Annotated in this window: 24 protein-coding genes; 13 read left to right on the forward strand and 11 right to left on the reverse strand. The window is 73.9% G+C overall.

The window, feature by feature from the left end:
* Positions 1–6: 6 nt before the first annotated feature.
* Positions 7–129: a hypothetical protein gene (locus AC5JJ1_RS02840; RefSeq protein ID WP_495783603.1), complete on the reverse strand. Its 123-nt coding sequence runs from the start codon at positions 127–129 to the stop codon at positions 7–9.
* Positions 130–155: 26 nt separating this feature from the next.
* Complete coding sequence (locus AC5JJ1_RS02845; protein WP_495783604.1) at positions 156–1,574, reverse strand: MATE family efflux transporter; 1,419 nt, start codon at positions 1,572–1,574, stop codon at positions 156–158.
* Positions 1,575–1,691: 117 nt separating this feature from the next.
* On the opposite strand from AC5JJ1_RS02845, the gene AC5JJ1_RS02850 reads away from it, so the two are divergent.
* From AC5JJ1_RS02850 to AC5JJ1_RS02875, 6 genes are all read left to right on the forward strand, one after another.
* Entirely contained in the window at positions 1,692–2,741 is a 1,050-nt protein-coding gene (locus tag AC5JJ1_RS02850) for an alpha/beta hydrolase (protein WP_495783605.1), read from the forward strand.
* A 13-nt stretch (positions 2,742–2,754) separates the two neighbouring features.
* Positions 2,755–3,060 (forward strand): hypothetical protein, encoded by a 306-nt coding sequence (locus AC5JJ1_RS02855; protein ID WP_495783606.1) that lies wholly within the window; start codon positions 2,755–2,757, stop codon positions 3,058–3,060.
* A 63-nt stretch (positions 3,061–3,123) separates the two neighbouring features.
* The gene (locus tag AC5JJ1_RS02860; protein WP_495783607.1) at positions 3,124–4,914 is read left to right on the forward strand and encodes an IlvD/Edd family dehydratase; all 1,791 of its coding nucleotides are present in this window, start codon (positions 3,124–3,126) and stop codon (positions 4,912–4,914) included.
* 127 nt (positions 4,915–5,041) lie between these two features.
* Positions 5,042–5,287, forward strand: a complete 246-nt coding sequence (locus AC5JJ1_RS02865; RefSeq protein WP_495783608.1) for a hypothetical protein — start codon at positions 5,042–5,044, stop codon at positions 5,285–5,287.
* Between the two features lie 67 nt (positions 5,288–5,354).
* Complete coding sequence (locus AC5JJ1_RS02870; protein ID WP_495783609.1) at positions 5,355–6,104, forward strand: SDR family oxidoreductase; 750 nt, start codon at positions 5,355–5,357, stop codon at positions 6,102–6,104.
* 69 nt (positions 6,105–6,173) lie between these two features.
* Positions 6,174–7,025, forward strand: a complete 852-nt coding sequence (locus tag AC5JJ1_RS02875) for a fumarylacetoacetate hydrolase family protein (protein WP_495783610.1) — start codon at positions 6,174–6,176, stop codon at positions 7,023–7,025.
* On the opposite strand, the gene AC5JJ1_RS02880 is transcribed toward AC5JJ1_RS02875, so the two are convergent.
* From AC5JJ1_RS02880 to AC5JJ1_RS02900, 5 genes are all read right to left on the reverse strand, one after another.
* Complete coding sequence (locus AC5JJ1_RS02880) at positions 7,022–7,993, reverse strand: 2-hydroxyacid dehydrogenase (protein ID WP_495783611.1); 972 nt, start codon at positions 7,991–7,993, stop codon at positions 7,022–7,024. The two genes, AC5JJ1_RS02875 and AC5JJ1_RS02880, sit on opposite strands and share 4 nt — an antisense overlap.
* A 58-nt stretch (positions 7,994–8,051) precedes the next feature.
* Positions 8,052–9,881: an ATP-binding protein gene (locus tag AC5JJ1_RS02885; protein ID WP_495783612.1), complete on the reverse strand. Its 1,830-nt coding sequence runs from the start codon at positions 9,879–9,881 to the stop codon at positions 8,052–8,054.
* Between the two features lie 291 nt (positions 9,882–10,172).
* Complete coding sequence (gene ggt / locus AC5JJ1_RS02890) at positions 10,173–11,828, reverse strand: gamma-glutamyltransferase (protein ID WP_495783613.1); 1,656 nt, start codon at positions 11,826–11,828, stop codon at positions 10,173–10,175.
* 4 nt (positions 11,829–11,832) lie between these two features.
* On the reverse strand, positions 11,833–12,630 hold the full coding sequence (locus tag AC5JJ1_RS02895) for an enoyl-CoA hydratase/isomerase family protein (protein ID WP_495783614.1): 798 nt from the start codon (positions 12,628–12,630) through the stop codon (positions 11,833–11,835).
* Between the two features lie 171 nt (positions 12,631–12,801).
* Positions 12,802–13,755: an ATP-grasp fold amidoligase family protein gene (locus AC5JJ1_RS02900; protein WP_495783615.1), complete on the reverse strand. Its 954-nt coding sequence runs from the start codon at positions 13,753–13,755 to the stop codon at positions 12,802–12,804.
* A 115-nt stretch (positions 13,756–13,870) separates the two neighbouring features.
* Between AC5JJ1_RS02900 and modB the strand changes: the two genes are divergently transcribed.
* Genes modB through AC5JJ1_RS02915 form a run of 3 tightly spaced genes read left to right on the forward strand, consistent with a single transcriptional unit; the run spans position 13,871 to position 16,577 of the window.
* Entirely contained in the window at positions 13,871–14,563 is a 693-nt protein-coding gene (modB, locus tag AC5JJ1_RS02905; RefSeq protein WP_495783616.1) for a molybdate ABC transporter permease subunit, read from the forward strand.
* On the forward strand, positions 14,563–15,651 hold the full coding sequence (gene modC, locus AC5JJ1_RS02910) for a molybdenum ABC transporter ATP-binding protein (RefSeq protein ID WP_495783617.1): 1,089 nt from the start codon (positions 14,563–14,565) through the stop codon (positions 15,649–15,651). The genes modB and modC overlap by 1 nt, the downstream gene beginning before the upstream one ends.
* Positions 15,648–16,577 carry a MoeA family protein gene (locus tag AC5JJ1_RS02915; RefSeq protein WP_495783618.1) on the forward strand — a complete coding sequence of 310 codons (930 nt, stop codon included), beginning with the start codon at positions 15,648–15,650 and terminating at the stop codon, positions 16,575–16,577. Before modC ends, AC5JJ1_RS02915 begins: the two co-directional genes overlap by 4 nt.
* Here the strand turns inward: AC5JJ1_RS02915 and AC5JJ1_RS02920 are convergent, their stop codons facing one another.
* The gene (locus AC5JJ1_RS02920) at positions 16,578–17,327 is read right to left on the reverse strand and encodes a class I SAM-dependent methyltransferase (RefSeq protein ID WP_495783619.1); all 750 of its coding nucleotides are present in this window, start codon (positions 17,325–17,327) and stop codon (positions 16,578–16,580) included.
* Positions 17,328–17,355: 28 nt separating this feature from the next.
* Here AC5JJ1_RS02920 and AC5JJ1_RS02925 point away from each other — a divergent pair, with 28 nt between their 5' ends.
* The 4 genes from AC5JJ1_RS02925 to AC5JJ1_RS02940 all read left to right on the forward strand — a co-directional run bounded on the left by AC5JJ1_RS02925 (position 17,356) and on the right by AC5JJ1_RS02940 (position 21,732).
* Positions 17,356–18,003, forward strand: a complete 648-nt coding sequence (locus AC5JJ1_RS02925; RefSeq protein WP_495783620.1) for a TetR/AcrR family transcriptional regulator — start codon at positions 17,356–17,358, stop codon at positions 18,001–18,003.
* A gap of 85 nt (positions 18,004–18,088) precedes the next feature.
* Entirely contained in the window at positions 18,089–20,050 is a 1,962-nt protein-coding gene (locus AC5JJ1_RS02930; RefSeq protein ID WP_495783621.1) for a molybdopterin biosynthesis protein, read from the forward strand.
* A 90-nt stretch (positions 20,051–20,140) separates the two neighbouring features.
* Complete coding sequence (locus tag AC5JJ1_RS02935) at positions 20,141–21,193, forward strand: catalase family peroxidase (RefSeq protein ID WP_495783622.1); 1,053 nt, start codon at positions 20,141–20,143, stop codon at positions 21,191–21,193.
* Positions 21,190–21,732, forward strand: coding sequence for a cytochrome b (locus AC5JJ1_RS02940; protein WP_495783623.1), 543 nt, complete (start codon positions 21,190–21,192; stop codon positions 21,730–21,732). The genes AC5JJ1_RS02935 and AC5JJ1_RS02940 overlap by 4 nt, the downstream gene beginning before the upstream one ends.
* Before the next feature lie 7 nt (positions 21,733–21,739).
* Here AC5JJ1_RS02940 and AC5JJ1_RS02945 read toward each other — a convergent pair whose 3' ends face one another.
* Genes AC5JJ1_RS02945 through AC5JJ1_RS02955 form a run of 3 tightly spaced genes read right to left on the reverse strand, consistent with a single transcriptional unit; the run spans position 21,740 to position 24,146 of the window.
* Positions 21,740–22,300 carry a cob(I)yrinic acid a,c-diamide adenosyltransferase gene (locus AC5JJ1_RS02945; RefSeq protein ID WP_495783624.1) on the reverse strand — a complete coding sequence of 187 codons (561 nt, stop codon included), beginning with the start codon at positions 22,298–22,300 and terminating at the stop codon, positions 21,740–21,742.
* An 11-nt stretch (positions 22,301–22,311) separates the two neighbouring features.
* Complete coding sequence (locus AC5JJ1_RS02950; RefSeq protein WP_495783625.1) at positions 22,312–23,262, reverse strand: energy transducer TonB; 951 nt, start codon at positions 23,260–23,262, stop codon at positions 22,312–22,314.
* Entirely contained in the window at positions 23,259–24,146 is an 888-nt protein-coding gene (locus AC5JJ1_RS02955; RefSeq protein ID WP_495783626.1) for a cation diffusion facilitator family transporter, read from the reverse strand. Before AC5JJ1_RS02955 ends, AC5JJ1_RS02950 begins: the two co-directional genes overlap by 4 nt.
* Positions 24,147–24,170: the final 24 nt, after the last annotated feature.

Consider the following 24,170-nt stretch of genomic DNA (forward strand, 5'->3'; position numbering starts at 1 on the left):
CGGCCCTCAGTTGCAGACCGGTATCGGGTTGCGGCCGTAGTGGACGCAGTTGGTCCCGACCGGGCTCGGCTGGGCGTATTGGCAGCCGGCCAGCAGGCCGAGCAGGAGAAGGGCAAGGCAGCGGCGCATCGGTCGGATCCCTGTAGGGACGCCATTCATGCGCCCGCGAAGGCCTCGCCGTCGCGTGAAGCTTCGGACAGCCGCCGCCAGCGCAGCAGCAGCAGCGCGGCCACAAGCCCGACCCCCGCCGCCAGCCCGAGCCAGATCCCGACCGGCCCCACCCTCGCCCAGACCGCGAGGCCGAGCCCGACCGGCATCCCAACGCCCCAGAAGCCGGCCGCCGCCATCACCATCGGCACCTGCGTGTCCTTCAGCCCCCGCAGCGCGCCGGCGGCCACCACCTGCACGCCGTCGGCGATTTGGTAGAGCCCGGCGATGGTCAGCAGGGTGACGGCGAGCGCCGCGACCTCCGCCGCCTCCGCATCCGTGGTGCCGAGGAAGGCCCAGGCGATCGACCGCGCGCCGAGCACCAGCAGCGCCGCCATCGCCAGCATGAAGCCGGCCCCGAGCCCGATCGCCACCCAGCCCGCACGGGAGGCGCCCGCGAGGTCGCCGCGCCCGACCATGACGCCGACCCGCGCCGTCGCCGCCTGGCCGATCCCCATCGGCACCATGAAGGTCAGCGCCGAGACCTGCAGCGCGATCGCATGCGCCGCGACCGCGACGGCGCCGAACCAGCCCATGGCCAGCGCCGCCGCGCTGAACACGCCGATCTCCATCAGCATCTGCCCGCTGATCGGCAGGCCGATGCGGAAGACCTCGCGCAGCCGCGGCGGGTCGATCCGCCAGAACCGCCCAAGCAGGCGGAAGCGCCGCAGCCGCCGGTCGCGGGCGATCAGCCCCAGCAGCGCCAGCAGCATCAGGAGGTCGGCCAGCGTGCTGGCGAGCCCGGCCCCGGCCACGCCCATCCCCTCCCAGCCGAAGGCGCCGAAGACCAGCAGCCAGCAGAGCGGCCCATTGGCGATGACCGCCGCCCCCGTCACCCAGAGCGCCGGCCCCGGCCTGTCCATGGCGGCGAGGAAGCCGCGCAGCACGATGAAGCCGGAGAAGGGGACCAGCCCCCACATCATGCCGCGCAGGAAGGCCCCGCCGGCGGCGGCCAGCCCCGGTTCCTGCCCGAGCACCAGCAGCACCGCCTCGCCGTACCAGAGCAGAACGAGGGAGGGGATCAGCAGGATCACCGTCGCCACCAGCGCGCTCCGCGCCCCGCGCCGCATCTCCCGCACCCAGCCGCGCGCGGCCCCGCCGCGGCGCTGGCCCATGCCGCGCGCCTGCGCCATCACCGGCGCCGCGGCGAAGCCCGTGCCGAGCGCCGGCGCCATCATCAGCCAGTAGAGGTTGGCCCCGAGCGTCCCCGCCGCCAGCGCCTCGGTCGAGAGCCAGCCGAGGATCAGCGCATTCGTTGCCGCCATGGCGTGCTGGCTCAGATTGGTCAGCGCCAGCGGCCAGGCGAGTCCGATCGTCGCCCTGGCCTCGCCCCACCAGAGGAGGCCGCGTGTTCCCGTCCCGATCATGGCCGGGGATGTAGCGGCTGCCGGCCCGCTTGGCACATGACGATACGCGGGAGGGTAGTGGAATAAGGCCGCTTCCGCGCTAGGCTGCCGCCAAAGCCATCCCTGCGAGGAAGACCCATGCACCGCCGCGCGTTGCTCGCCGCCCCCCCTGCTGCCCTCGCCGCCGCCTCTCTCCTGCCCGCCGCCGCCGAGGCCCAGGGCGCCGCGGTGCAGACCGAGGAGTTCATGGTCCCCTCCAAGGATGCGGGGATCGAGCTCTTCCTCCGCAACAAGCACCAGGAGGGCCTGCAGCCGCGGCCGGACCGGACGCTGCTCTTCGTCCACGGCGCCACCTACCCGGCCAGCACCGCCTTCGACCTGCCGCTCGGCGGCCTGTCCTGGATGGACTACATCGCCGGCCGCGGCTTCGATGTCTGGTGCCTCGACCTGCGCGGCTATGGCCGCAGCACCCGCCCCCCGGAGATGGCCCAGCCGCCCGAGGCCAACCAGCCCCTCGTCCGCGGCGAGACGGCGGTGGCCGACATCGCCGCGGCCGCCGCCTTCATCCGCCAGCGCCGCGGCCTGCCGAAGATCGTCCATATGGGCTGGTCCTGGGGCACCAGCCTGATGGCCCGCTTCACCGCCGACAACCCGGCGGTCGTCGAGCGCCTGGTGCTCTACGCCCCGCAATGGCTGCGGGACGGGCCGAGCCCCGCCGCCGCTGGCACCTCCGGCGAGCTTGGCGCCTATCGCTACGTGACCCAGGCCCAGGCCCGCGAGCGCTGGCTGGGCGGCGTCCCCGAGGCGAAGCGCGCCGCCCTCATCCCGCCCGGCTGGTTCGAACACTGGGCCGGCGTCACCTTCGCCTCCGACCCGGAAGGCCAGCGCCGCAACCCGCCCGCGCTCCGCGCCCCGAACGGCGTGCTGCTCGACAGCCGCGAGTTCTGGCAGTCCGGCAAGCCCCTCTACGATCCCTCGAAGATCACCGTCCCGACCCTGCTCGTCGTCGCCGAATGGGACCGCGACACGCCGCCTACCATGGCCAACACGCTCTTCCCGCTGCTGACCGCGAGCCCGGGCAAGCGCCTGGTCCAGCTCGCCGAGGGGACCCATAGCATCGTCATGGAGCGCAACCGCGGCGCGCTCTTCCAGGCGGTGCAGGTCTTCCTCGAAGAGGCCATCGCGTAACGGAGCCGCCGCCATGCGCCCCGCCCTCGCCGCGCTCGCCTGCCTTCTTGCCGTGCCGGCGATGGCGCAGGAGGCCTCGGTCCGCATCACCAACCGCGGCGCCCGCGCCATCAACGAGATCTACGTCGCCTCCTCCGGCGTGAATGCCTGGGGCGACGACCGCCTCGGCAGCAGGACGCTCGGCAACGGCGCCAGCCACCTGGTGCCCCTGCCGGCCGGGCAGTGCGTGAACGACATCCGCATCGTCTTCGATGGCGGCGAGGCGAAGGAACTGCGGCGGATCAACACCTGCAGCCAGGGCGACCTCGTCTTTCCGTAACGGCACGCATCGTTGACAGGGAAGGTCCGCGGCACGACGTTCACGGCAGCGGGAGTAATCGCCATGGCCAGTTCCGACCAGACCAAGAAGTCCTTCAAGTTGCGCAGCCAGCGCTGGTTCGACGACCCGGAGGACCCGGGCATGACCGCGCTCTATGTCGAGCGCTTCCTCAATTTCGGCCTGACCCGCGGCGAGCTGCAATCCGGCAAGCCGATCATCGGCATCGCCCAGACCGGCAGCGACATCGCCCCCTGCAACCGCCACCACTTGGCGCTCGCCGAGCGCATCAAGGCCGGCATCCGCGATGCCGGCGGCATCCCGCTCGAATTCCCGATCCACCCGATCCAGGAGACCGGCAAGCGCCCGACCGCGGCGCTCGACCGCAACCTCGCCTATCTCTCGCTGGTCGAGATCCTGCACGGCTACCCGATGGACGGCGTCGTGCTCACCGCCGGCTGCGACAAGACGACACCCGCGGTGCTGATGGGCGCGGCGACGGTCAACATCCCCGCCATCGTCTTCTCCGGCGGGCCGATGCTGGACGGCCACTGGAAGGGGCGGCTGACCGGCAGCGGCACCATCGTCTGGGAAGGCCGCAAGCTTCTCGCCGAGGGCAAGATCGACTATGACGGCTTCATGGAGCTGGTCGCCAGCAGCTCCACCAGCGTCGGCCATTGCAACACCATGGGCACGGCGCTGTCGATGAACTCGCTGGCCGAGGCGCTCGGGATGTCGCTGCCCGGCTGCGCCGCCATCCCCGGCCCCTACCGCGAGCGTGGCCAGATGGCGCATGCGACGGGCCGCCGCATCGTCGAGATGGTGCACGAGAACCTGCGCCCCTCCGACATCATGACGCGCGAGGCCTTCGAGAATTCGATCGTCGCCGCCTCCGCCCTCGGCGCCTCCACCAACTGCCCGCCGCACATCATCGCCATCGCGCGGCACATGGGCGTCGAGCTGAAGATCGAGGACTGGGACCGCATCGGCCACGACATCCCGCTGCTGGTCGACTGCCAGCCGGCCGGGCGCTTCCTCGGCGAGGCCTTCCACCGCGCCGGCGGCGTGCCCGCGGTGATGAAGGAGCTGCTCGATGCCGGCAAGCTGCATGGCGGGGTGATGACCGTCACCGGCCGCAGCCTCGCCTCCAATGTCGAGATGCTGGAGGAGCCGGACCGCGAGGTGATCCGCCATTACAGCGTCCCGCTGAAGGAGCGCGCCGGCTTCGCCATCCTGTCGGGCAACATCTTCGACAGCGCGGTGATGAAGATCTCGGTGATCGACAAGGCCTTCCGCAACCGCTTCCTGTCGAACCCGACGAATGTCTTCGAGGGCAAGGTCGTCGTCTTCGAGGGGCCGGAGGACTACCACGACCGGCTCGACGACCCCGCCCTCGGCATCGACGAGCACACCGTCCTCGTCATCCGCAACTGCGGCCCGGTCGGCTACCCGGGCAGCGCCGAGGTGGTGAACATGCAGCCGCCGGCTGCGCTGCTGAAGGCCGGCATCGACAGCCTGCCGACCATGGGCGACGGGCGGCAGAGCGGCACCTCGGCCAGCCCCTCCATCCTCAACGTCTCGCCCGAGGCGGCGGTGGGCGGCGGCCTCGCCCTGCTGAAGTCGGGCGACCCGATCCGCATCGACCTCAACACCCGCAAGGTCGACCTGCTGATCCCCGAGGCCGAACTCGCCGCCCGCCGCGCCGCTTGGCAGCCGCCCAAGCTGGTCAACAAGACCCCGTGGGAGGAGATCCAGCGCAGCATGGTCGGGCAGCTCGGCACCGGCGGTTGCCTGGAGCCGGCGACGCTCTATCTCGACGTGCTCAACACCCGGGGCGAGAGCCGCCACAACCACTGAGCCGGATGCGCTCCATCCGTTTCATGAATGGGGCGCATCCATGCTTTAGGATTTGCGCTGCGCCGCAGCAGCCCTATCTCTCTCCGCAACGGCCGGCCAGCGGATCGGCCACCGAGGAGAGATACCCATGCGCAACCCGATCATGCCGTTGGCCGCCGTGCTGCTGTTCGGCCTGGCTGCGCCTGCCCTCGCCCAGCAGGATCGCAGCTCCGAGGAGAGCCGGACCATGGCGCAGAATGCCCGCGTCTCCGTCTATGCGCCCGCGACCGCCGAGGCGTCCCGCGTGCCGGATGCCGCGCCGTCCATGCCCTTCGCCTACCCGCGCAACCCGCCGGCCCGGCGCATCGCCATCGCCAGCAGCCAGCCTCGCTGAGCCGCCCCCCGGGTTGACGCCGGCCGCCCGGCCGTGATCATGACCCCCCGCAGGACGGGGGCACATCATGGCGGGCAGGCTGGCAGGCAAGCGATGCTTCGTGACGGCAGCCGGCCAGGGCATCGGCCGGGCCTCTGCCCTCGCCTATGCGGCGGAAGGCGCCAGCGTCGTCGCCACCGATCTCAGTGCCGAGAAGCTCGCCGGGCTCGAGGCCGCGGGCATCGAGACGATGGCGCTCAACGTGCTCGACGATGCCGCCGTCGCCGCCGCCATCCAGCAGGCCGGCCCGCTCGACGTCCTGTTCAACTGCGCCGGCTTCGTCCACCAGAACACCGTCGAGACCTGCACCGATGAGGAGTGGGATTTCGGCTTCGCGCTGAATGTCCGCGCCATGTGGCAGACGATCCGCGCCGCGCTGCCGGGCATGCTCGGCCAGGGCGGCGGCGTGATCGTCAACATGTCCTCCGCCTGCTCCTCGGTGAAGGGGGCGCCGAACCGCTTCCTCTACGGCACCACCAAGGCGGCGGTGATCGGGCTGACGAAATCCGTCGCCACCGAGTACGTGACGCGCGGCATCCGCTGCAACTGCCTCTGCCCGGGCACGGTCGACACGCCGAGCCTCGGCGACCGCATCGCCGCCAATGCGGCGGCCGCCGGCAGCGAGGAGGCGGCGCGGGCTGCCTTCGTCTCGCGCCAGGCCATGGGCCGCCTCGCCACGGCGGAGGAGATGGCGGCGCTCGTCGTCTACCTCTCCGCCCCCGAGAGCACCTTCGTCACCGGCCAGGCCGTCGTCATCGACGGCGGCTGGACTCTTTAGTTTGCGCGCCGGCGCAAAGCCGCCACACCAACCCTTTGCGCCAGCGCGAAGGGTCGCAAGGAGACATCCATGAAGCTGCTGCGCTACGGCCCCGAGGGCCAGGAAAAACCGGGCATGCTCGATGCCTCGGGCACCATCCGCGACCTCTCGGGCATCATCCCCGACCTGGCCGGCGAGGCGCTCTCCGCCGCCGGGCTCTCGAAGCTCGCCGGCATCGACCCGTCGACGCTGCCCGTCGTGCCCGGCAGCCCGCGCCTCGGCCCGCCCGTCGCGGGCATGAAGAACCTCATCTGCATCGGCCTCAACTACGCCGACCATGCGGCCGAGACCGGCGCCCCGGTGCCGAAGGAGCCGATCGTCTTCCTCAAGTCGCTCGGTGCGTTGTGCGGCCCGAATGACGACGTGATCATCCCGAGGAACTCGCAGAAATCCGACTGGGAGGTGGAGCTCTGCATCGTCATCGGCACGAAGGCCAAGTGCGTGAGCGAGGACCAGGCCCTCGACCACGTCGCCGGCTATGCGGTCGGCAACGACGTCTCCGAGCGCGAGTGGCAGATCGAGCGCGGCGGCGCCTGGGACAAGGGCAAGGGCTGCGACACCTTCGGCCCGGTCGGCCCCTGGCTCGTCACCAAGGACGAGGTGCCGGACCCGCAGAACCTCAGCATGTTCTGCGAGGTGGACGGCCAGCGCATGCAGGACGGCAGCACGCGCACCATGATCTTCGGCGTGAAGACCATCGTCTCCTACGTCTCGGGCATGATCACCCTGCATCCGGGCGACGTGATCTTCACCGGCACGCCGCCGGGCGTCGGCCTCGGCCAGAAGCCCTCGCCGATCTTCCTCAAGGCGGGGCAGACGATGAGGCTCGGCATTGAGGGCCTCGGCGAGCAGACCCAGCGGACCGTCGCCTATCAGGGCTAGCCCGCGAGTTCGGGGATGACCCAGAGAGGGGCATCCCCGCGCGCCACGCGCTGGCAGTTGTCGAAGGCGTTGCGGAAGCGGGCCTGCTGGTTGTCCCAGGTCGGGCCCGCGAAATGGGGCGTCAGCACCACGTTCTTCAGGCGGAAGAGCGGGTTGTCCGCCGCCGGCGGCTCCTGGTCGAAGACGTCGAGGCCGGCGCCGGCGATGGTGCCGGCCTCCAGCGCTGCCGCCAGCGCCGGCTCGTCCACCACCGGGCCGCGGCAGGTATTGATCAGGTAGGCCGAGGGCTTCATCCGCGCGAGCTCGGCCGCGCCGATCATGTGCCGGCTCGCCGGCGTCAGCGGCACGTGCAGCGAGACGATGTCGCTGCCCCGCAGGATCTCGCCGAGCAGCTTGAAGCGGACGCCGAGCGCATCCTCCTCCGCCTCGGAGACGCGGCGGATGTCGTAGTAGTGGACCGTCATCCCGAAGGCATTGGCCAGCCGCGCCACCTTCCGGCCGATGGCCCCCAGCCCCACGATGCCGAGCACCTTGTCGCGCAGTTCGTAGAGCCTCACCCCGCCGGGATCGTTGCCGCGCCAGCGGCCGGCGACGACGCTCTCGTGCTGCCAGACCAGGCGGCGGCAGGCGGCGAGCATCAGCATCAGCGCATGCTCGGCAACCGCCGTGGAATTGGCGCCGCCATTGTTGCAGACAGGGATGCCGGCCGCCCGCGCCGCCTCGATGTCGACGGTGTCGTAGCCGGCGGATAGGAGCTGGAAAAGCTTCAGCCGCGGCGCCGTCCGGTAGAAGCCGGCATTGATCGCCCGGTTGCCGAAGCCGACCAGGTACTCCGCCCCGCCGATCGCCGCCTTGAAGGCCTCGCTGCCGAAGGGGGCGACGACCAGCTCCATCTCCGGCGGCGCGAGCTCCCGGGCGATCCCGGCCGCGCTGAGCGCGCTGTCCATCATGACGATGCGTGGCGGCACGCCCTTCCCCCTCCCGGCTGCGAGGAGAGTGTCGCGGCGAGGCGCCCGCGCCTAGGCCTCAGGCGAGCCTCTCATCGGCGGCCTGCAGGCGGCGCGCCGCGGTGACGCGGGCAAGCTCGGCGAGGAGGGCGGCGCGCTCGATCGGCTTCGCCAGGTGGCCGTCCATGCCGGCGGCGTGGCAGGCCGCCACCTCCTCGGCCTCGATGCTGCCGGTGAGGGCGATGATGGGGATGCGGGCAGCCTCGCCCTCGAGGGCGCGGATCATCCGCGTGGCGGCGAGGCCGTCGACCGGCTCCATGTGCACGTCCATCAGCACCGCATCGGGCAAGGGGGCGGATTGCAGGGCGGCGAGCGCGGCCAAGCCGTCGGCGGCCTCCTCGACGCTGTGACCGGCGGGCTCCAGCAGGGCGCGGGCGACCTTGCGGTTGACCGTCACGTCATCGACCACAAGGAGGCGAAGCGGGCGCTCCGGCTCGCGCGGCAGGTCGGGCGCGGGCAGGGTCAGGGTGAAGCGGGCGCCGGTGCCGCCGGGGCCGGGGGCATGGTGGAGGGTGCCGCCCATCGCCTGGGCCAGCGCCGCGCAGATGGCGAGGCCGAGGCCCGGTCCCTCGCCGCCGGGCCCCTGCCCCTTTTCTGGGCCTTTCCCTGGGCCTCCACTTTGGATGACGTCGCCGAAGAGGTTCGCCAGCACCTCGGGGGGCAGGCCGGGGCCGGTATCGGTGACGTCGAGGCGGAGTTCGCCGGTCTCCCAGGCGGCCGAGAGGACGATGCGGCCGCCGGGCGGGGTGAACTTGGTGGCGTTGCCGAGCAGGTGCATGGCGATCTGCCGCAGCCGCAGCGGGTCCGCGACGACCATGGCGGGGAGCGGCTCCCTGGCCTCGAAGCGGAGGTTCTGCTGCTTCGCCGCCGCCGCGGCCGCGACCAGGGCGAGGGTGGCGCGCAGCGTCTCCGGCAGGGGGATGGGCTCCGGCGCCAAGTCGAGGCGGCCGGCCTCGACGCGGGCGAGGTCGAGGGCGTCGTTCACGATGGCCAGGAGGTGGCTGCCGGCCTCGACCAGGAGGCGGGCCTGCTCGCGCTGCGCGGCGCCGAGGCTCGGGTCCGCGGCGAGGACCTGGGCCATGCCGTAGACCGCGTTCAGCGGGGTGCGCAGTTCGTGGCTCATCCGCGCGAGGAAGCGCGTCTTGTTGCGGCTGGCGGCATCGGCCCGGTCCCGGGCGGCGGTGAGGCGCAGGGTGGAGAGGCGTTCCGCCCGCTCGTGGCTGAGGGCCACCAGCATCACCGCGATGCCGGAGAAGCAGGCCAGGACGATGACGGCGATGACGTCGTTCCAGAGGGCGATCGGCAGGCCGTTGGGGCCGGTGCCCTCGAAGCCGAGCCAGCGGGTGAAGGGGATGCGGGCCAGCGAGATCAGGCCGAAGGCGGCGAAGAGGGCGGCGAGCGGGCCGTGGGAGGGCAGCCGGTCCTGCCGCAGGCCGCGGGCGAATTCCCAGGCGGTGAGCAGGGCATAGACGCCGACGAGGCCGGTGATGATGGGGACGCGGAGGTCCAGCCGGTCCATCACCCAGGGCAGCGGGGCGAGCCAGAGCAGCGTGCCGCCGAAGCGGAGGGCGGCCGGGGTCCGGCGGCCGTGGAAGATGCGGGCGCCGGCCCAGAAGCCGGCAAAGGCGAGGATGATCACCGTGTTGCTGGCGGCGATGCGCGTCCAGTCCGAGAGCAGGGCGGGCCCCGCGCGCAGCGACACGCCGATGGTGATGAGGATGAAGGCGAGGCTCCACTCGCGCAACGCCGCCTGGCGCCGCTCGCGGCGCCAGAGCATGCCGAGCAGGCAGGCGAAGACGAGGGCCAGCATGAAGGCCATGGCCAGCCTGGCATTGGGCGGAAAGCTCATCGATGGGGCCCTGGAGGCGGCGCGGCGGATCGGGACGGGCGGTGCGGCAAGGCGGACGGTGAACGAGGCGGTGCCCCGGAGCAGTTAGCCGGAGGCGCTTCGCCCGATCAATCCGAAAGCGCAAGATCGCGGCGGCCGGGACGGCTCCATCCACCGCGGGATTGGGTTGGGCTTCCTGCGGTGAGCCTGCGAAGGCAACAGGACCGTTCGCCCGACGCGGGAGAGACCCGCCTATCCCGGGGTTCCGGAAGGCCCTTCGGCCTTCGGCGGGATGGCCTTCTCCAGCGGGCGTCAGCGCCGCGGCGCGTCGGGCCAGAAGCGGGCGCCCGCCCGGGCGAGGCCGCCGCCCATGCCCATCGCCGTGCCATCGGCGCGCCAGCAGGCGGCGCCCTCCAGCAGGCCGTCCGGGTGAAAGCGGATCGCCGCCATGCCGCCGCCGATATGGGGCAGCGGCGTCACGTCATGGCCCATGGCCGCGAGCGCCGCGCGGGTCGCCTCTGGGATGGCGGGCTCGACCTCCAGCGCCTGGCCCTGGGTCCAGAGGCGGGGGGCCTCCACCGCCTCCTGCAGGCTCATGCCATGGTCGATGAGCGCGATGAGCGCCTGCATGGCGCTGCCGAAGATGCGCAGGCCGCCCGGGAGGCCAAGCGCGACCAGGGGCCTGCCGTCGCGGAGCGCGATGAGCGGGGCCTGGCTGGTGGTGATCCGCTTCCCCGGCGCGATGGAGAGGGCATGCCCCGGGCGCGGGTCGAAGAGGGCCATGTAGTTGTTGGGAATCAGCCCCGTCCCCGGGACCAGCAGGCGGGCGCCGAAGAGGCTGTTGATGGTGTGGGTCGCGCAGAGGACGTGGCCCTCAGCATCGGCGACGGTCAGGTGGGTGGTGTTGGGCGATTCGCCGGCCGCGACGCCGGCGGTCCAGGCGCGGGCGCGGGCCGGGTCGATCAGGGCGCGGCGCTCCGCGGCATAGTCCTTGGAGAGCAGGCGCTCGACGGGGACGGCGACGAAGTCGGGGTCGGCGGTCGCAGCGGCGCGGTCGGCGAAGGCGATCTTCAGCGCCTCGGCCAGGAGGTGGCAGGTCCCGGGCGTGCCGAAGCCCGCGGCGCGAAGGTCGAAGCCCTCCAGGATGTTCAGCATCTGGATGACATGGACGCCGCCGGAGGAGGGCGGCGGCGGCCCGACCACCTCGACGCCGCGATAGGTGCCGCGGACGGGCGCGCGCTCGACGAGGCGGGCGGCGCGGAGGTCGGCCTCGGTGAGGAGGCCGCCGAGGCGCTGGACATGGGCGGCGACCGCGGCGCCGACCGGGCCGCCATGCAGGGCGGCAGGACCCTCGGCCGCGACCTGGCGAAGGGTGGCGGCGGCCTCGGCCTGGACGAGGCGGGCACCGGCCGCCAGCGGCCGGCCGCCGGGGAGGAAGAGGGCGGCGATCGGCGGGTCGAGGGCGAGGTCGGCGGCGACCTCGCCGATGCATTCGGCCAGGTAGGGCGTGACGCGGAAGCCCTCGGCGGCGAGGCGGATGGCAGGCTGCATCACCTCGGCGAGGGGCAGGCGGCCGTGGCGGCGCAGCGCCTCGCACCAGGCGAGGAGGTTGCCGGGGGTGGCGATGGCGAGCGGGCCCAGGGCATTGGCGCGGCCCTCGGTCTCGAGCGCGGCGGGCCAGTCCGGCGAGAGCGGGCGGTACATGTCCGGCCGGCCGGCGGCGGGGACGGCGGAGAGGCCGTCGAGAACGGTGTGGCTGCCATCGGGGAGGCGGAGATGCATCATGCCGCCGCCGAGCAGGCCGACCATCATCGGCTCCACCACCGTGAGCGCGAAGAGGGCGGCGACGCCGGCATCGATGGCGTTGCCGCCGGCCGCCAGCATCTCCGCCCCGGCGGCGGAGGCGAGCGGATGGTTGGTCACGACCATGCCGCGCGGGGCGAGGGCCGGGTGCTTCTCGGTCGGCATGGCCTCAGCGCCCCTTGAAGACCGGCCGGCGCTTCTCGTTGAAGCTGCGGATGCCCTCGATTCGGTCCTCCGTGCCGACGAGCTGGTTGTAGGCCTCGATCTCGAAGCGAAGGGCGGTGCGGATGTCCATCTGCAGGCCGAAATGGATCGACTTCTTGGCCTGGCGGACGGAGAGCGGGGCGTTGCCGGCGATGGCGGTCGCCGTCTCCATCACCGCGGGCCAGAGCTCGTCCCTCGCGCAGACGCGGTTGAGGATGCCCCAGTCCGCGGCCTGCTGCGCGGTGAAGGGCTTGCCCGTCAGGATGATCTCCTTGGCGCGGCGCTCGCCGACGACGCGCGGCAGGGTCTGGGTGCCGCCGGCGCCGGGCATGATGCCGATCGTGACCTCGGTGAGGGCGAAGCGCGCCGTATCGACGCCGTAGGCGAAGTCGGAGGCGAGGACCATCTCGAGCCCGCCCGCAAAGGCATGGCCGGAAACGGCGGCGATGATCGGGATGGGGCAGTCGATCTGGGCCCAGAAGGCGCGCTCGAAGATCTCGTGCTGGCGGCGCCAGGCCTCGTCCGTCATGCCGTTGCGCTCCTTCAGGTCGCCGCCGCCGCAGAAGGCGCGCTCGCCGGCCGCGGCGAAGACGACGCAGCGGATGTCGCCCGGGTCCTGGAAGAGGCCGGACCAGACCGCGTGGAGGTCGAGGCCCATCTGGGTGTTCAGCGCGTTCGAGACCTCGGGGCGGTTGAGGCGCACCACCAGCACATGCGGGGCCGGGGTTTCGAGGCTGAGCGTGTCGAGCGGGGCGAGATTCACGGCGCGGATCCTCCTCGGGCGAGAGTGGACGGGGGCGGGCGGCTTGTCAGCCCGTCCGCAGCGGGAACGGGGGCGCCCCGCGGGCGATCCTGCGCCAGGGAGAGGGCACCCGCGCCCGGAAGGGCTGCCCGTGCTCGCCCGGCTCCGGCACCTGATGCTGCGGGCGGCGGCCTATGGGGCAGCGGGCCGCTTTCGCTGGGCCTCGGCCCAGATCGCGCCCAGGGCGAAATCCTCCTTGATGGAGCCGAGGGGGACGGCGGAGCCGCCGGAATAGTGCGTGATCTCGCCGAAGCGGGGCTGGCCGGCGATCAGGTAGAAGTCGACGCGGACGGCGTCGAACCCGGCGCCGAGGCGGATGGCGAGGTCGTACAGCGCCCGCGCCTCCGGCGGAGGCCCCGGAAAGTCCGGGCAGTCGGCGGGGCGGAAGCGGCCGAAGGGCAGCGGGGCCAGGGTCAGCGGGTCGTAGAAGAGGTCGCATTTCCGCTCGGTGAAGCGGTTGAGATGGACCTGGAGCAGGTGCGGCCGGCCGCCGAAGAGGTAGAGCTTGTAGTCCTCGGGCGGGCCGTCGCCGGGGCCGGGCAGGTACTCCTCGACCATCAGCCGCGGCCGGATGCTGCGGTAGCCCCATTCGCCGGTGCGCTCGCCGTAATTCTCGGCGAGCCAGGCCTCGGCGGTGGCGAGGATGCGGGGGCGGCAGGCCGTGTCCTTGTCGGGAACGAGGATGTTGTAGCCGGAGCCGTGATTGGCCTTGAGCACGAAGCGGCATGGGAGCGAGTCCCAGGGAATCTCGCCGGGGCGGTCCCAGACGCCGATCAGCGGGGTGATGGCGTGCCAGCCGATGCGCTCGGCGGCCCAGGGGCGGACGGCCAGCTTGTCCAGGGTCAGCGGGATCAGCGGGTTGCGGTCGTGCAGGATTTTCCAGGCGATGCGCTCGTTGAAGCTCTGCGGGCGGCGCAGGTTCGGCGTGTAGCCGAGGGCGTCGCGCATCATGCGGCGGAGGTGGCGGCGCAGCCGGAGGCGGTCGAGCCAGCCGATGCGGTCGGCGGCGACATGGAAGGCGTCGCGCAGAGGGTTGCGGCCGGGCGGCCGAGGGCGGCCTAGGGAAAGCGTTGCGGTTTCCGTCATGGTCGCCTCTGAGGTAAGGCCGGTTTGCGCCGGCGCTACGGCCACTGGCCATGCGACGGATGCGCAATTGCCTGCACCATTCCGTGTAGTGCAGCGCAACGGAGAAAGGCGGCGGATGATGCTCTCCCCGGAGGAATGGGGTGCGGTGCGGCTGAGCCTCGCCGTGGCGGGGCGGTCGGTGCTGGTCTCGCTGGTGCCGGCGGTGCTGGTGGCCTGGGCGCTGGCGCGCGGACGCTTCCCCGGGCGGATGCTGCTCGATGCGCTGGTGCACTTGCCGCTGGTGGTGCCGCCCGTCGTGGTCGGCTGGGGGCTGCTGATGCTCTTCGGCCTGCGCGGGCCGATCGGTGGGCCGCTGAACGACTGGTTCGGCCTCCGCCTGGTCTTCACCACCGAGGGGGCGGCGCTGGCCACCGCCGTGATGTCCTTCCCGCTGATCGTGCGCAGCGTGCGGCTGGGGCTGGAGGGGCTCGACCCCGGGCTGGAGGCGGCGGCGCGGACGCTGGGCGCGGGGCCGGCCGACCGCTTCCTCAGCGTGACGCTGCCCCTGATGTCGCCGGGCATCCTGGCCGGGGCGGTGACGGCCTTCGCGGCGGGGCTCGGGGAATTCGGCGCGGTGATCACCTTCGCCTCCAACATCCCGGGCGAGACGCAGACCCTGCCGCTCGCCATCTACAGCGCGACGCAGAGCCCGGGGGGCGAGGCGGTGGCAGGGCGGCTGGCGCTCGTCTCCTTCACGCTCGCCCTCCTGGGGCTGCTGCTGGCGGAGCTGCTGGGGCGACGGCTCGGGCGCTGGCTGGGTCGGGGCTGATGCTGGAGGTCGCGCTGCGGCACCGCTTTCCCGGGTTCGCGCTGGATGTCGCCTTCGACTCGCCGGAGGCTGGGGTGACGGCGCTGTTCGGACCCTCGGGCTGCGGGAAGTCGACCGTCCTCGCGGCGGTGGCGGGGCTGCTCAGGCCGGAGGCGGGGCGGGTCGCGCTCGACGGGGCGGTGCTGCTCGATACGGCGCGGAGGGTGGCCGTCGCGCCGGAGCGGCGGCGCTGCGGGGTGGTGTTCCAGGATTCGCGGCTGTTCCCGCATCTGAGCGTCGAGGGCAACCTGCGCTACGGCCTGCGGCGGGCGCCGCGGGGGGCGCAGGGCCCCGGCTTCGACGAGGTGGTCGGGCTGCTGGGGATCGGGGGGTTGCTGGGGCGGCGGCCGCTGGGGCTCTCGGGTGGGGAGCGGCAGCGGGTGGCGCTCGGGCGGGCGCTGCTCGCCCGGCCGAGGCTGCTGCTGATGGACGAGCCGCTGGCCGCGCTCGACGCGGCACGGCGGGCGGAGGTGCTGCCCTTCCTCGCCCGGCTCCGCGATGCGGCGGGGCTGCCGATCCTCTACGTCACCCATGCGCTGGATGAGGTGGATGCGCTGGCCGACCGGCTGGTGCTGCTGGAGGCGGGGCGCGTCCTGGCCGCGGGGCCCGTGGAGGCGCTGGCGGCGCGGGCCGACCTCCCTGCCCTCGCCCGGCGGCGGGATGCGGGAGCGCTGATCCCCTGCACCGTGGTCGGGCAGGATGCGGCGCGGGGGCTGACCCGACTCGGCTTCGCGGGCGGGGAGCTGGTGGCGGCGCAGCGGCCGGGGCTGGCGGTCGGGGCGCGGCTCCGCCTGCGGCTCCGGGCGCGGGACGTGGCGGTGGCGCTCGAGGCGCCGAGGGGGATCTCGATGCACAACATCCTGGCCGCGCAGCTCGAGGCGGTCGTCCCGGCGGGGGAGGCGGAGGCGATGCTGCGGCTGCGCGTCGGGTCGACGGTGCTGCTGGCGCGGGTGACGCGGGACAGCGTCGGCCAGCTCGGGCTGGCGCCGGGGATGGCGGTCTTCGCGCTGGTCAAGTCGATCGCCTTTGACCATGCGGGGCCGGGGTGAGCGGGGCGCTGCGGCTGGCGCCGGTGGCGGAGGCGCGGGCGCTGCTGCCGGGCGCGGCGGTCGAGCCCCAGGTCATGCCGCTGGCGCGGGCGATCGGGCATGTGCTGGCGGCGCCGGTCAGGGCGCAGGGGCCGGTGCCGCCGGCGGCGGTGGCGCTGCGGGAGGGCTGGGCCGTCGCGGCGGCAGCGACCGAGGGGGCCGGGCCCTACGCGCCGGTGCCCCTTCCGGGGCTCGCCCGGGTCGCGCCGGGGGAGGCGCTGCCGGCGGGGACGGATGCGGTGCTGCCCGACTTCGCGCGGGATGGCGCGCTGGTGCTGGAGGCGGTGGCGCCCGGCGAGGGCGTGCGGCCGCCGGGCGAGGATGCGGCGGCAGGGGCGGTGCTGCGGGAGGCGGGGCAGCTGCTCGCGCCGCTCGACCTCGTGCTGGAGGCTGCGGGCGTGACCGAGGTCGCGGTGCGGGTGCCGCGGGTGGCCCTGCGCGGGGTGCCCGGGCTCGAGGCGCTGGTGCGGGCGGAGGGGGCGGTGCCGGTCGAGGCGGGGGCCGGCCTGGTGCTGGCCGCGCTGGGCGAGGCGGAGCGGGTGCTGTGCCCGGCCATCGCCATGCGGCCGGGCGAGGCGGTGGCGGTCGGGCTGGTCGGCGGCGTGCCGGCGCTGCTGCTGCCGCCGGATCCGGCCGGGATGCTGGCGGGATGGTGGCTGCTCGGGCGGCCCGCGGTCCGGGCGATGGCGGGGCGGGTGGCGCCGGCCGGCCAGCGGGTGGCGCTGGCGCGGAAGGTGGCCTCGGCGATCGGCTTCACCGAGGCGGTGATGCTGGGGCCGGATGGGGTGCCGGTCGGAGCGCTGGGGGCGGCGGCGGGGGTGCTCGTCGTGCCGCCGGAGCGCGAGGGATATGAGGCAGGGGCGGTGGTGGCGGTGGAGGGCGTCTGATCACCCGGCGGCGGGGCGCCGCGGCGCCTTCGCCGCCTCGACGATCCACATCGGGGAGAGCGCCTGGCCGGCCTGCGAGCGGCAGGAGGCGATGACGAGGTCCGCATCCCAGAGCGTCGCCGCATAGCGCCCGGTCGGCAGCCATTCGCCGATCAGCGCGCGGCCGCCGGGCCTGAGGACGCGGGCGACCTCGCGCAGCGCCGCCGCCTGCGCTGGCTCGCCGTCGATGTTGTGGATGCAGAACAGCGAGAACACCACGTCGAAGCTCTCGTCGGGGAAGGGCAGGTGCCGGGCATCGGCGGTCCGCACCGTGACCCGGTCCTCCACCCCCTCCCCGGCGATATTCCGGCGCAGGGCCTCGGGACCGTTGTCCGACAGGTCCTCGGTGCGCCAGATGTCGATGCCGGTGGCATGGCCGCCTCGGGACAGCCGCTTCGCCGCCGCGATCAGCAGCAGGCCGCGGCCGGTGCCGATGTCGAGCACCTGCTCGTCGCCGCGCCAGGCGATGCGGCCGATCATCAGGTCGCGGATGCGGCGCTTGCCGGCCAGCCCATAAGCGAGCATGGCGCAGCCGAGGCCGAGCGGCCCGAGCGCGGCCAGGCCCGCGAAACCCGCCACGCCGCGTAGCCACCCGTCGAGCGCCAGCGCCGCCGCCACCGCCAGGCCGAGGCCGAGCGCCCCGGCACCCAGCAGTATCCGCATGACGCCGGGCGCGTCGAAGCCATAATGCACCCCAGGTTCCGCCCGCATCGCCCCGCCCGCTTCATCCGGCTTAATAATGAACAACGATGTACAGAAATTCAAGGCCACGGCGCCGCCGGGGCGGCCACGCGACGAGGGCAAGCGGGCCGCGATCCTCGATGCCGGCTGGCGGGCCTTCCTCGCCGAGGGGGTGCAGGCGGCCTCGCTCGACCGCATCGCCCGCCGCGCCGGCGTCTCCCGGGTGACGCTCTACAGCCACTTCCCGGACAAGCATGCGCTGTTCGAGGCGACGATCCGGCGCGAGATGGACCGGCTGGCGGAGACCCAGGCGCCGCCCGCGCCGGGCATGTCGCTGCGCGAGGGGCTGCTCGCCTTCGGGATGGGGCTGATGCGCTACCTGGCGGGCCCGGAGGTGGTCAGCTTCTGGTCGGTGCTGGCCGGCGACCTGCGGCGCCATCCGGTCCTGGCGCGGCGCTTCTACGAGCTCGGGCCGGCGGTGACGCTGCGCAACCTCGCGGCCGTCCTCGCGGCGGCGGCGGCGCAGGGGGAGATCCGCATCCGCTCCGCCGAGGCGGCGGCCGAGCAGCTGGTGGGGCTGTGGCAGGGCATGTCGCACTACCGGCTGGCCCTCGGGCTCGAGGACGGGGCGGGCGCGGAGGGGCTCGAGGCGCGCGTCGCCGCGGCGGTCGACACCTTCCTCGCGGCCCATCGGCCGGAGGGCTGACAATCGCCATGCGGCGCCCGGGCGGACAGCGGGGCCGCGGGCCGCTATACCGCTCGCCCACCCCGCAGGAAGGCCTGCCCCGCCCGTGACCGACCGCCTCCTCGACCGCATCCGCCGCGCCGCGCGGCAGGAGCAATTCCTCGAAGTCCTGCCGGCCGAGGCCGCGATGGCGCGCTTCCAGGCGGCGCTCGACCTCTCGCCGTTGCCGGCGGAGGAGGTGCCGCTGGCGGCGGCGCTCGGGCGGGTGACGGCGGGGCCGGTGCGGGCGGCGGCCGATGCGCCGCCCTTCGACCGCGCCTCGATGGACGGGTTCGCGGTGCGGGCGGCGGACACGCTCGGCGCGAGCGAGGCGGCGCCGCGCAGGCTTCGGCTCAATGCGGAGCTGCTGGCCTGCGGGGTGGCGCCGGGGATCGAGGTCGGGCCGGGGACGGCGACGGCCATCGCCACCGGGGGCGTCGTGCCGCGCGGGGCGGATGCGGTCGTCATGGTAGAGCAGACCGAGGCGGAGGAGGAGGCGGAGGGGCCGGTGGTGCTCATCCGCAGGCCGGCGGTGTCGGGGCAGGCGATCGCCTTCGCGGGCAGCGACATCGCGCGCGGCGAGACGGTGCTGCGGGCCGGTGTCGCCATCACCAGCCGGGAGATCGGGGTGCTGGCGGCGGCCGGGCTCGCCACGGTGCCGGTGGTGCGGCGGCCGCGGGTCGCCATCCTCTCGACGGGGGATGAGCTGGTGGCGCCGGGGGAGGCGCTGCCGCCGGGCGGGATCTACGACAGCAACGCCGCGATCCTGGCCGCGGCGGTGGCCGAGAATGGCGGCGAGCCGGTGCCGCTCGGCATCTTCCGCGACGAGGAGCCAGAGCTGGAGGCGGCGGTGCGGCGGGCACTCGACCTTGCCGACATGGTGGTGATGTCGGGCGGGACCTCGAAGGGCGCGGGGGACGTGTCGCACCGCATCCTGGCGCGGCTGCCGGCGCCGGGCGTCCTTGTGCATGGGGTGGCGCTGAAGCCGGGGAAGCCGCTCTGCCTCGGCGCCGTCGGCGCCAAGCCGGTGGTGGTGCTGCCGGGCTTCCCGACGAGCGCGGTCTTCACCTTCCAGGAATTCGCCGTGCCGGTGATCCGGGCGATGGCGGGGCTGCCGCCCCGGGCCGAGGCGGTGGTAGAGGCCTCGCTCGCCGTCCGGATGCCGAGCGAGGCGGGGCGGGTCGAGTATGTGATGGCCTCGCTCGGCGAGGATCCGCACGGCCGGCTGCTGGCCTGGCCGCTGGGGAAGGGCTCGGGGAGCGTCACCGCCTTCTCGCAGGCGGATGGGTTCTTCGCCATCCCGGCGGAGGAGCAGGGGGCGGCGGCGGGGACGGTGCAGCGGGTGCGGCTGATCGGCGGCGCGCATCCGCTGCCCGACCTCGCCATCATCGGCAGCCATTGCACGGGGCTGGATGCGATCCTCGACCTGCTGGCGGCGAAGGGCATCCGGGGACGCAGCCTCGCCGTCGGCAGCCTCGGCGGGCTGGCGGCGGCGAGGCGCGCGGAGTGCGACCTGGCGCCGGCGCATCTGCTGGATGCGGCGACAGGGACCTACAACACGTCGTTCCTCGTCGAGGGGCTGCGGCTGGTGCCGGGCTGGCGGCGAGTTCAGGGGGTGGTCCACCGGCGCGGGGATGAGCGGTTCGAGGGGCTGGACGGGCCGGCGGCGGTCCGGCGCGGGGCGGGGGAGCCCGGGCTGCTGCTGGTCAACCGGAATGCGGGATCGGGGACGCGGATGCTGCTCGACGGGCAGCTCGGCGGGGCGCGGCCGGCGGGTTATGCCAACCAGCCGAGGTCGCACAATGCCGTCGCCGCGGCGGTGGCGCAGGGCCGGGCGGATTGGGGGGTGGCCATCCGCAGCGTCGCCGAGGCCTATGGGCTGGGCTTCGCGCCGCTCGCCGACGAGCATTATGACTTCTTCCTGCCCGAGGCGCGGGCGGGGCGGCGGGCGGTCGGGGCCTTCCTCGAGGTGCTGGGGAGCGAGGCGGGGCGGGCGCGGCTCCGGGCGCTGGGGTTCGAGCCGGGGTGACGCCCGCCGCGGGCGGGCCTTCCGGCCAGCCGTCGTTTCTGTGATCCTGCCGGGCAGCAACGGTTCCCGCCGCTACCGGAGGAGGTCAGGATGCAGCCACCGCATGGGCAGCGCGTCCCCTTGGGTGCCTTCGTCATCATAGCCGCCGTGCTGGGCGGGGGCGCGGCCGCCTTCGCCTATACCGCCGGCTGGCTCTCGCCGGAGCGGCTGTCGCGCGAGCGGGTGGTGGGCGCGCTGAGCCCGCCGGGGGGGCCGGCGCTCGGCCACCGGCGCAACCATGCAAAGGGCCTCTGCTTCACCGGCAGCTTCCAGGCGAACGGCGCCGGCGCCGCCCTCTCCCGCGCGCCGGTGCTGGCGGCGGGCGCCTATCCGGTGATCGGCCGCTTCAACCTAGCCTCCACCGAGCTGGCGGAGCCGGACGGCAAGGCGCGGGTGCGGGCCCTCAGCCTGCTCATTACTGGGCCGGACGGGTCGGAATGGCGGATGGGCATGCTCAGCGCGCCCTTCTTCCCGGTCGCCACGCCGGAGGAGTTCTACGCCATGCTCCGCGCGCTGGGGAGCAAGGAGCCGGGGGCGGTGCCGGCCTTCGCCGCCGCCCACCCGACCTTCGCCGCCTTCGGCGCCTGGGCGGGCCGCGCGCCTTGGACCGGCAGCTATGCGGAGGAGAGCTACCACGCGCTCAACGCCTTTCTCTTCACCGATGCCGAGGGCCAGGATCATGCGGTGCGCTGGTCGATGCTGCCGGAGGCGAAGCCGGTGCCGGTGCCGCCGGAACAGCTCGCCGGCCGGCCGCCGGACTTCCTCACCGACGAGATCAGGGCCCGCCTCGCCGCGGGGCCGGTGCGCTGGACCATGGCGGTGACGGTGGCCGAGCCGGGCGACCCGGTCGCCGACCCGACCAAGGCCTGGCCGGCGGAGCGCCGCACGGTCGAGGTCGGCACGCTGACCGTCCAGGCGCTGCAGGAGGAGCGGGACGGGCCCTGCCGCGACGTGGTCTACGACCCGACGGTGCTGCCGCCCGGCATGCGCGTCTCGGCCGATCCCTTCCCCGCCGCGCGCGCCTCCGCCTATGCGCTCTCCTATGAACGCCGCGCCGCCGAGGCCGCCCAGTACCCCCGCACCGCCCAGGGAGGCCGCCCATGAGCGCCACGCGCTTCAGCCCGCTGCAGCGGCTGCTCCACTGGGCGATGGCCGTCTGCATCCTGGCGATGCTGTTCATCGGCGTCGGCATGGTCTCGACGATCTCGACCCGCTACCTGGCGCTGGTCTCCATCCACAAGCCGCTCGGCATCGCCATCCTGTTGCTGGCGGTGCTGCGGCTGGCGCTCCGGCTCAGGCGAGGCGCGCCGCCGCTGCCGGCCGACCTGCCGGAGCCGATGCGGCTGGCGGCGCATCTCTCCCATGTCGGGCTCTATGCGCTGATGATCGCCATGCCGCTGCTGGGCTGGGGGATGCTCTCGGCCGAGGGCTACCCGGTCGTGCTGTGGGAGGGGCTGCGGCTGCCGCCGATCCTGCCGCAGGACCTCGGCCTCTATGCGCTGCTGCGGCAGGCGCATCGGGTTCTCGGCTACGCCTTCTTCGCGGTGATCCTGCTGCATGTCGGCGGCGCGCTCTTCCACGCGCTGGTGCGGCGCGACCGGGTGTTCGAGGCGATGGCGCCGCTGCCGGGCAAGGCGGAGTAGGGCTCGCTCAGCGCGTCGCGCCGGGGGCCCAGAGCACGTCGCCGGCCCCGTTGCCGTTCAGGCGGCGGGAGATGATGAAGAGCAGGTCGGAAAGGCGGTTGAGGTAGCGGATCGCCTCTGGGTTCACGGCCTCGGCCGTGGCGAGGGCAACGGTGACGCGCTCGGCGCGGCGGCTGACCGTGCGGGCGAGATGGGCCGCCGCGGCGCCCGGGGTGCCGCCAGGCAGGACGAAGCTCGTCAGCGGCGGGAGGAGGGCGTTCAGCGCCGCGGCCTCCTGCTCCAGCCGGGCGGTCTGCGCGGCGGCGAGGCGGAGGCGGCTGCCGGCCTCGCCGGGAACGCAGAGATCGGCGCCGAGGTCGAACAGGTCGTTCTGGATGCGGGCGAGGACCGGGTCGATCTCGCCATCGCCCGCGGTGTGGAGGCGGAGCAGGCCGAGCGTCGCATTCGTCTCGTCGACCGTGCCGATCGCCGCGATGCGGAGCGCATCCTTGCGGAGGCGGGTGCCGTCGCCGAGCGAGGTCTCGCCCAGATCGCCGCCGCGGGTGGTGATGACGTCGAGCTTGACCATGGCGGCGTTCCTCAGCGGTTCAGTTGGAAGTGGATGGCGGTGCGGATGCTGCCCGAGATGGGGATGCCGTCGCGCATCGCCGGGCGGAAGCGCCAGCGGCGCACGGCGCGCCTGGCGGAGTCGTCGAGGGCGGGGAAGCCCGAGCTGGCGGCGACCTGGACATCCTCGACGGTGCCGTTCGGCGTCACCCGGATGACGAGGCCGACGACGCCCTGCTCGCCGCGCTGGCGGGCTTCGTAGGGGTAATCGGGATCGGGGTTGCGGATGCCCTCGGCGAGGCCGGGGGGCGTGATGGCGCCGAGGGCGGGGGCGGCGCCGGTGGTCAGCGGCTGCGGGCTCGCCGGGCCGGCGGGCGGCGGGGCGACGGCCGAGGCGGCCGGGGCAAGTGCGGCCTGGCGCGATGGGGGGCTCGGGCGGGGGCGTGGCGCGGGCGGGGGCGGCGGCTCCGGCGGGGGCATGGGCAGGGGCTCAGCCTCGGCCTGCGGTTGCGGGGCGTCGGGCGGTGCCGGTGGGGGGTCTGCTCTTACCTCGGCCGGCGGCGGGGGCGGCGCGGGCGGGGATATGGCGGGGGCGGGCGGAGGGTGATCCTCGGGCGGCGGCGGGAGGGTGACGGCATCCGGCGTAGCAGCGGGGGGCAGCAGGGCGGCCAGCGGCGGCGGCGGGGGCGCGAGGCTCGGCGGCGGCGGGATGGCGGCGGCGGGCGGGGGCGGGGGTGGCGGCTCCGGCTGGGCGGGCGTGGCGGGCGGGGCAGGCTCGCCCTCCGCCGTGCCGGTCTGCTCCTGCCATACGACCTCGACCGACTGCTCGGCGGGTGCGCCGGGATGCTTCGGGCGGTTGAGGAGAAGGAGGATGGCCGCCAGCGCCGCGGCATGCAGCGCGAGGGAGGTCGCCGCCGCCCGGGGCAGGCCAGAAGACAGGCCAGAGGACAGGTCAGAAGGAGGGAGGCGGGCGGCCGCGCTCACAGCACCAGGACGCCGTGGTGCTTGGCCTTCCCCTCCGGCTCGACATGGATGGTGATGGTGGCGCCGTCGATCTCCGCCTTCAGCGCCGCCTCGATGCGATCGCAGATGGCATGCGCCGCATCGACGCTCATCGACCCGGGGACGACCAGGTGGAATTCGATGAAGGTCAGGCGGCCGGCGCTGCGGGTGCGGAGGTCATGCGCCTCGATCGCGCCCTCGGCATGGGTCGAGACGGCGCCGCGGATGCGGGCGAGGAGGCCGGGCTCCACCGCCTCGTCCATCAGCCCGCTGACGCTCTCGCGCACTAGGCGGCCGCCGGACCAGAGGATGTTGAGCGCGGTCAGCGCGGCGAGCAGCGGGTCGAGCCAGAGGATGCCGGTGACCGCCACCAGGGCGACACCCGCTAGGACGCCGAGAGAGGTGACGACATCGGCGACCAGGTGCCGGGCATCGGCGAGCAGCGCCGGCGAGCGGACCCGGCGGCCCTGGCGGAAGAGCAGGCTGGCCCAGCCGGCATTGATCGCGGTCGCCAGCGCCGAGACGGGGAGGCCGAGGCCGGGCTGCTCCGGCACGATGGGGCTGCGCCAGGCGCCCCAGGCCTCGTGCAGGATGGCGACGGCAGCGATGACGATCAGTGCGCCCTCGAGCACGGCGGAGAAATACTCTGCCTTGGTATGACCGTAGGGGTGGTTGGCATCCGCCGGCATCGACGCGTAATGGACGGCGACGAGCGCGGCGGTCGCGGCGGCGACGTTCACCACGCTCTCCAGCGCGTCGGCCAGCAGGGCGACGCTGCCGGTCAGCGCCCAGGCGCCGAGCTTCAGCGCCAGCACCAGGGCGGCGACGGCGACGCTGCCGATGGCGAAGCGGAGGGTGCGGCTCATCACGGGCAGGGTGGGCACCTATGG

The organism is Belnapia sp., from assembly GCF_059504005.1.

Coding starts and splice junctions, on each gene's coding strand:
- AC5JJ1_RS02850 (WP_495783605.1), top strand. CDS start 1,692: ATGCACCGCCGCGCGTTGCTCGCCGCCCCCCCTGCTGCCCTCGCCGCC.
- AC5JJ1_RS02855 (WP_495783606.1), top strand. CDS start 2,755: ATGCGCCCCGCCCTCGCCGCGCTCGCCTGCCTTCTTGCCGTGCCGGCG.
- modB (WP_495783616.1), top strand. CDS start 13,871: ATGATGCTCTCCCCGGAGGAATGGGGTGCGGTGCGGCTGAGCCTCGCC.
- modC (WP_495783617.1), top strand. CDS start 14,563: ATGCTGGAGGTCGCGCTGCGGCACCGCTTTCCCGGGTTCGCGCTGGAT.
- AC5JJ1_RS02945 (WP_495783624.1), bottom strand. CDS start 22,300: ATGGTCAAGCTCGACGTCATCACCACCCGCGGCGGCGATCTGGGCGAG.
- AC5JJ1_RS02860 (WP_495783607.1), top strand. CDS start 3,124: ATGGCCAGTTCCGACCAGACCAAGAAGTCCTTCAAGTTGCGCAGCCAG.
- AC5JJ1_RS02935 (WP_495783622.1), top strand. CDS start 20,141: ATGCAGCCACCGCATGGGCAGCGCGTCCCCTTGGGTGCCTTCGTCATC.
- AC5JJ1_RS02845 (WP_495783604.1), bottom strand. CDS start 1,574: ATGATCGGGACGGGAACACGCGGCCTCCTCTGGTGGGGCGAGGCCAGG.
- AC5JJ1_RS02940 (WP_495783623.1), top strand. CDS start 21,190: ATGAGCGCCACGCGCTTCAGCCCGCTGCAGCGGCTGCTCCACTGGGCG.
- AC5JJ1_RS02955 (WP_495783626.1), bottom strand. CDS start 24,146: ATGAGCCGCACCCTCCGCTTCGCCATCGGCAGCGTCGCCGTCGCCGCC.
- AC5JJ1_RS02900 (WP_495783615.1), bottom strand. CDS start 13,755: ATGACGGAAACCGCAACGCTTTCCCTAGGCCGCCCTCGGCCGCCCGGC.
- AC5JJ1_RS02865 (WP_495783608.1), top strand. CDS start 5,042: ATGCGCAACCCGATCATGCCGTTGGCCGCCGTGCTGCTGTTCGGCCTG.
- AC5JJ1_RS02875 (WP_495783610.1), top strand. CDS start 6,174: ATGAAGCTGCTGCGCTACGGCCCCGAGGGCCAGGAAAAACCGGGCATG.
- AC5JJ1_RS02925 (WP_495783620.1), top strand. CDS start 17,356: ATGAACAACGATGTACAGAAATTCAAGGCCACGGCGCCGCCGGGGCGG.
- AC5JJ1_RS02840 (WP_495783603.1), bottom strand. CDS start 129: ATGCGCCGCTGCCTTGCCCTTCTCCTGCTCGGCCTGCTGGCCGGCTGC.
- AC5JJ1_RS02870 (WP_495783609.1), top strand. CDS start 5,355: ATGGCGGGCAGGCTGGCAGGCAAGCGATGCTTCGTGACGGCAGCCGGC.
- ggt (WP_495783613.1), bottom strand. CDS start 11,828: ATGCCGACCGAGAAGCACCCGGCCCTCGCCCCGCGCGGCATGGTCGTG.
- AC5JJ1_RS02920 (WP_495783619.1), bottom strand. CDS start 17,327: ATGCGGGCGGAACCTGGGGTGCATTATGGCTTCGACGCGCCCGGCGTC.
- AC5JJ1_RS02885 (WP_495783612.1), bottom strand. CDS start 9,881: ATGAGCTTTCCGCCCAATGCCAGGCTGGCCATGGCCTTCATGCTGGCC.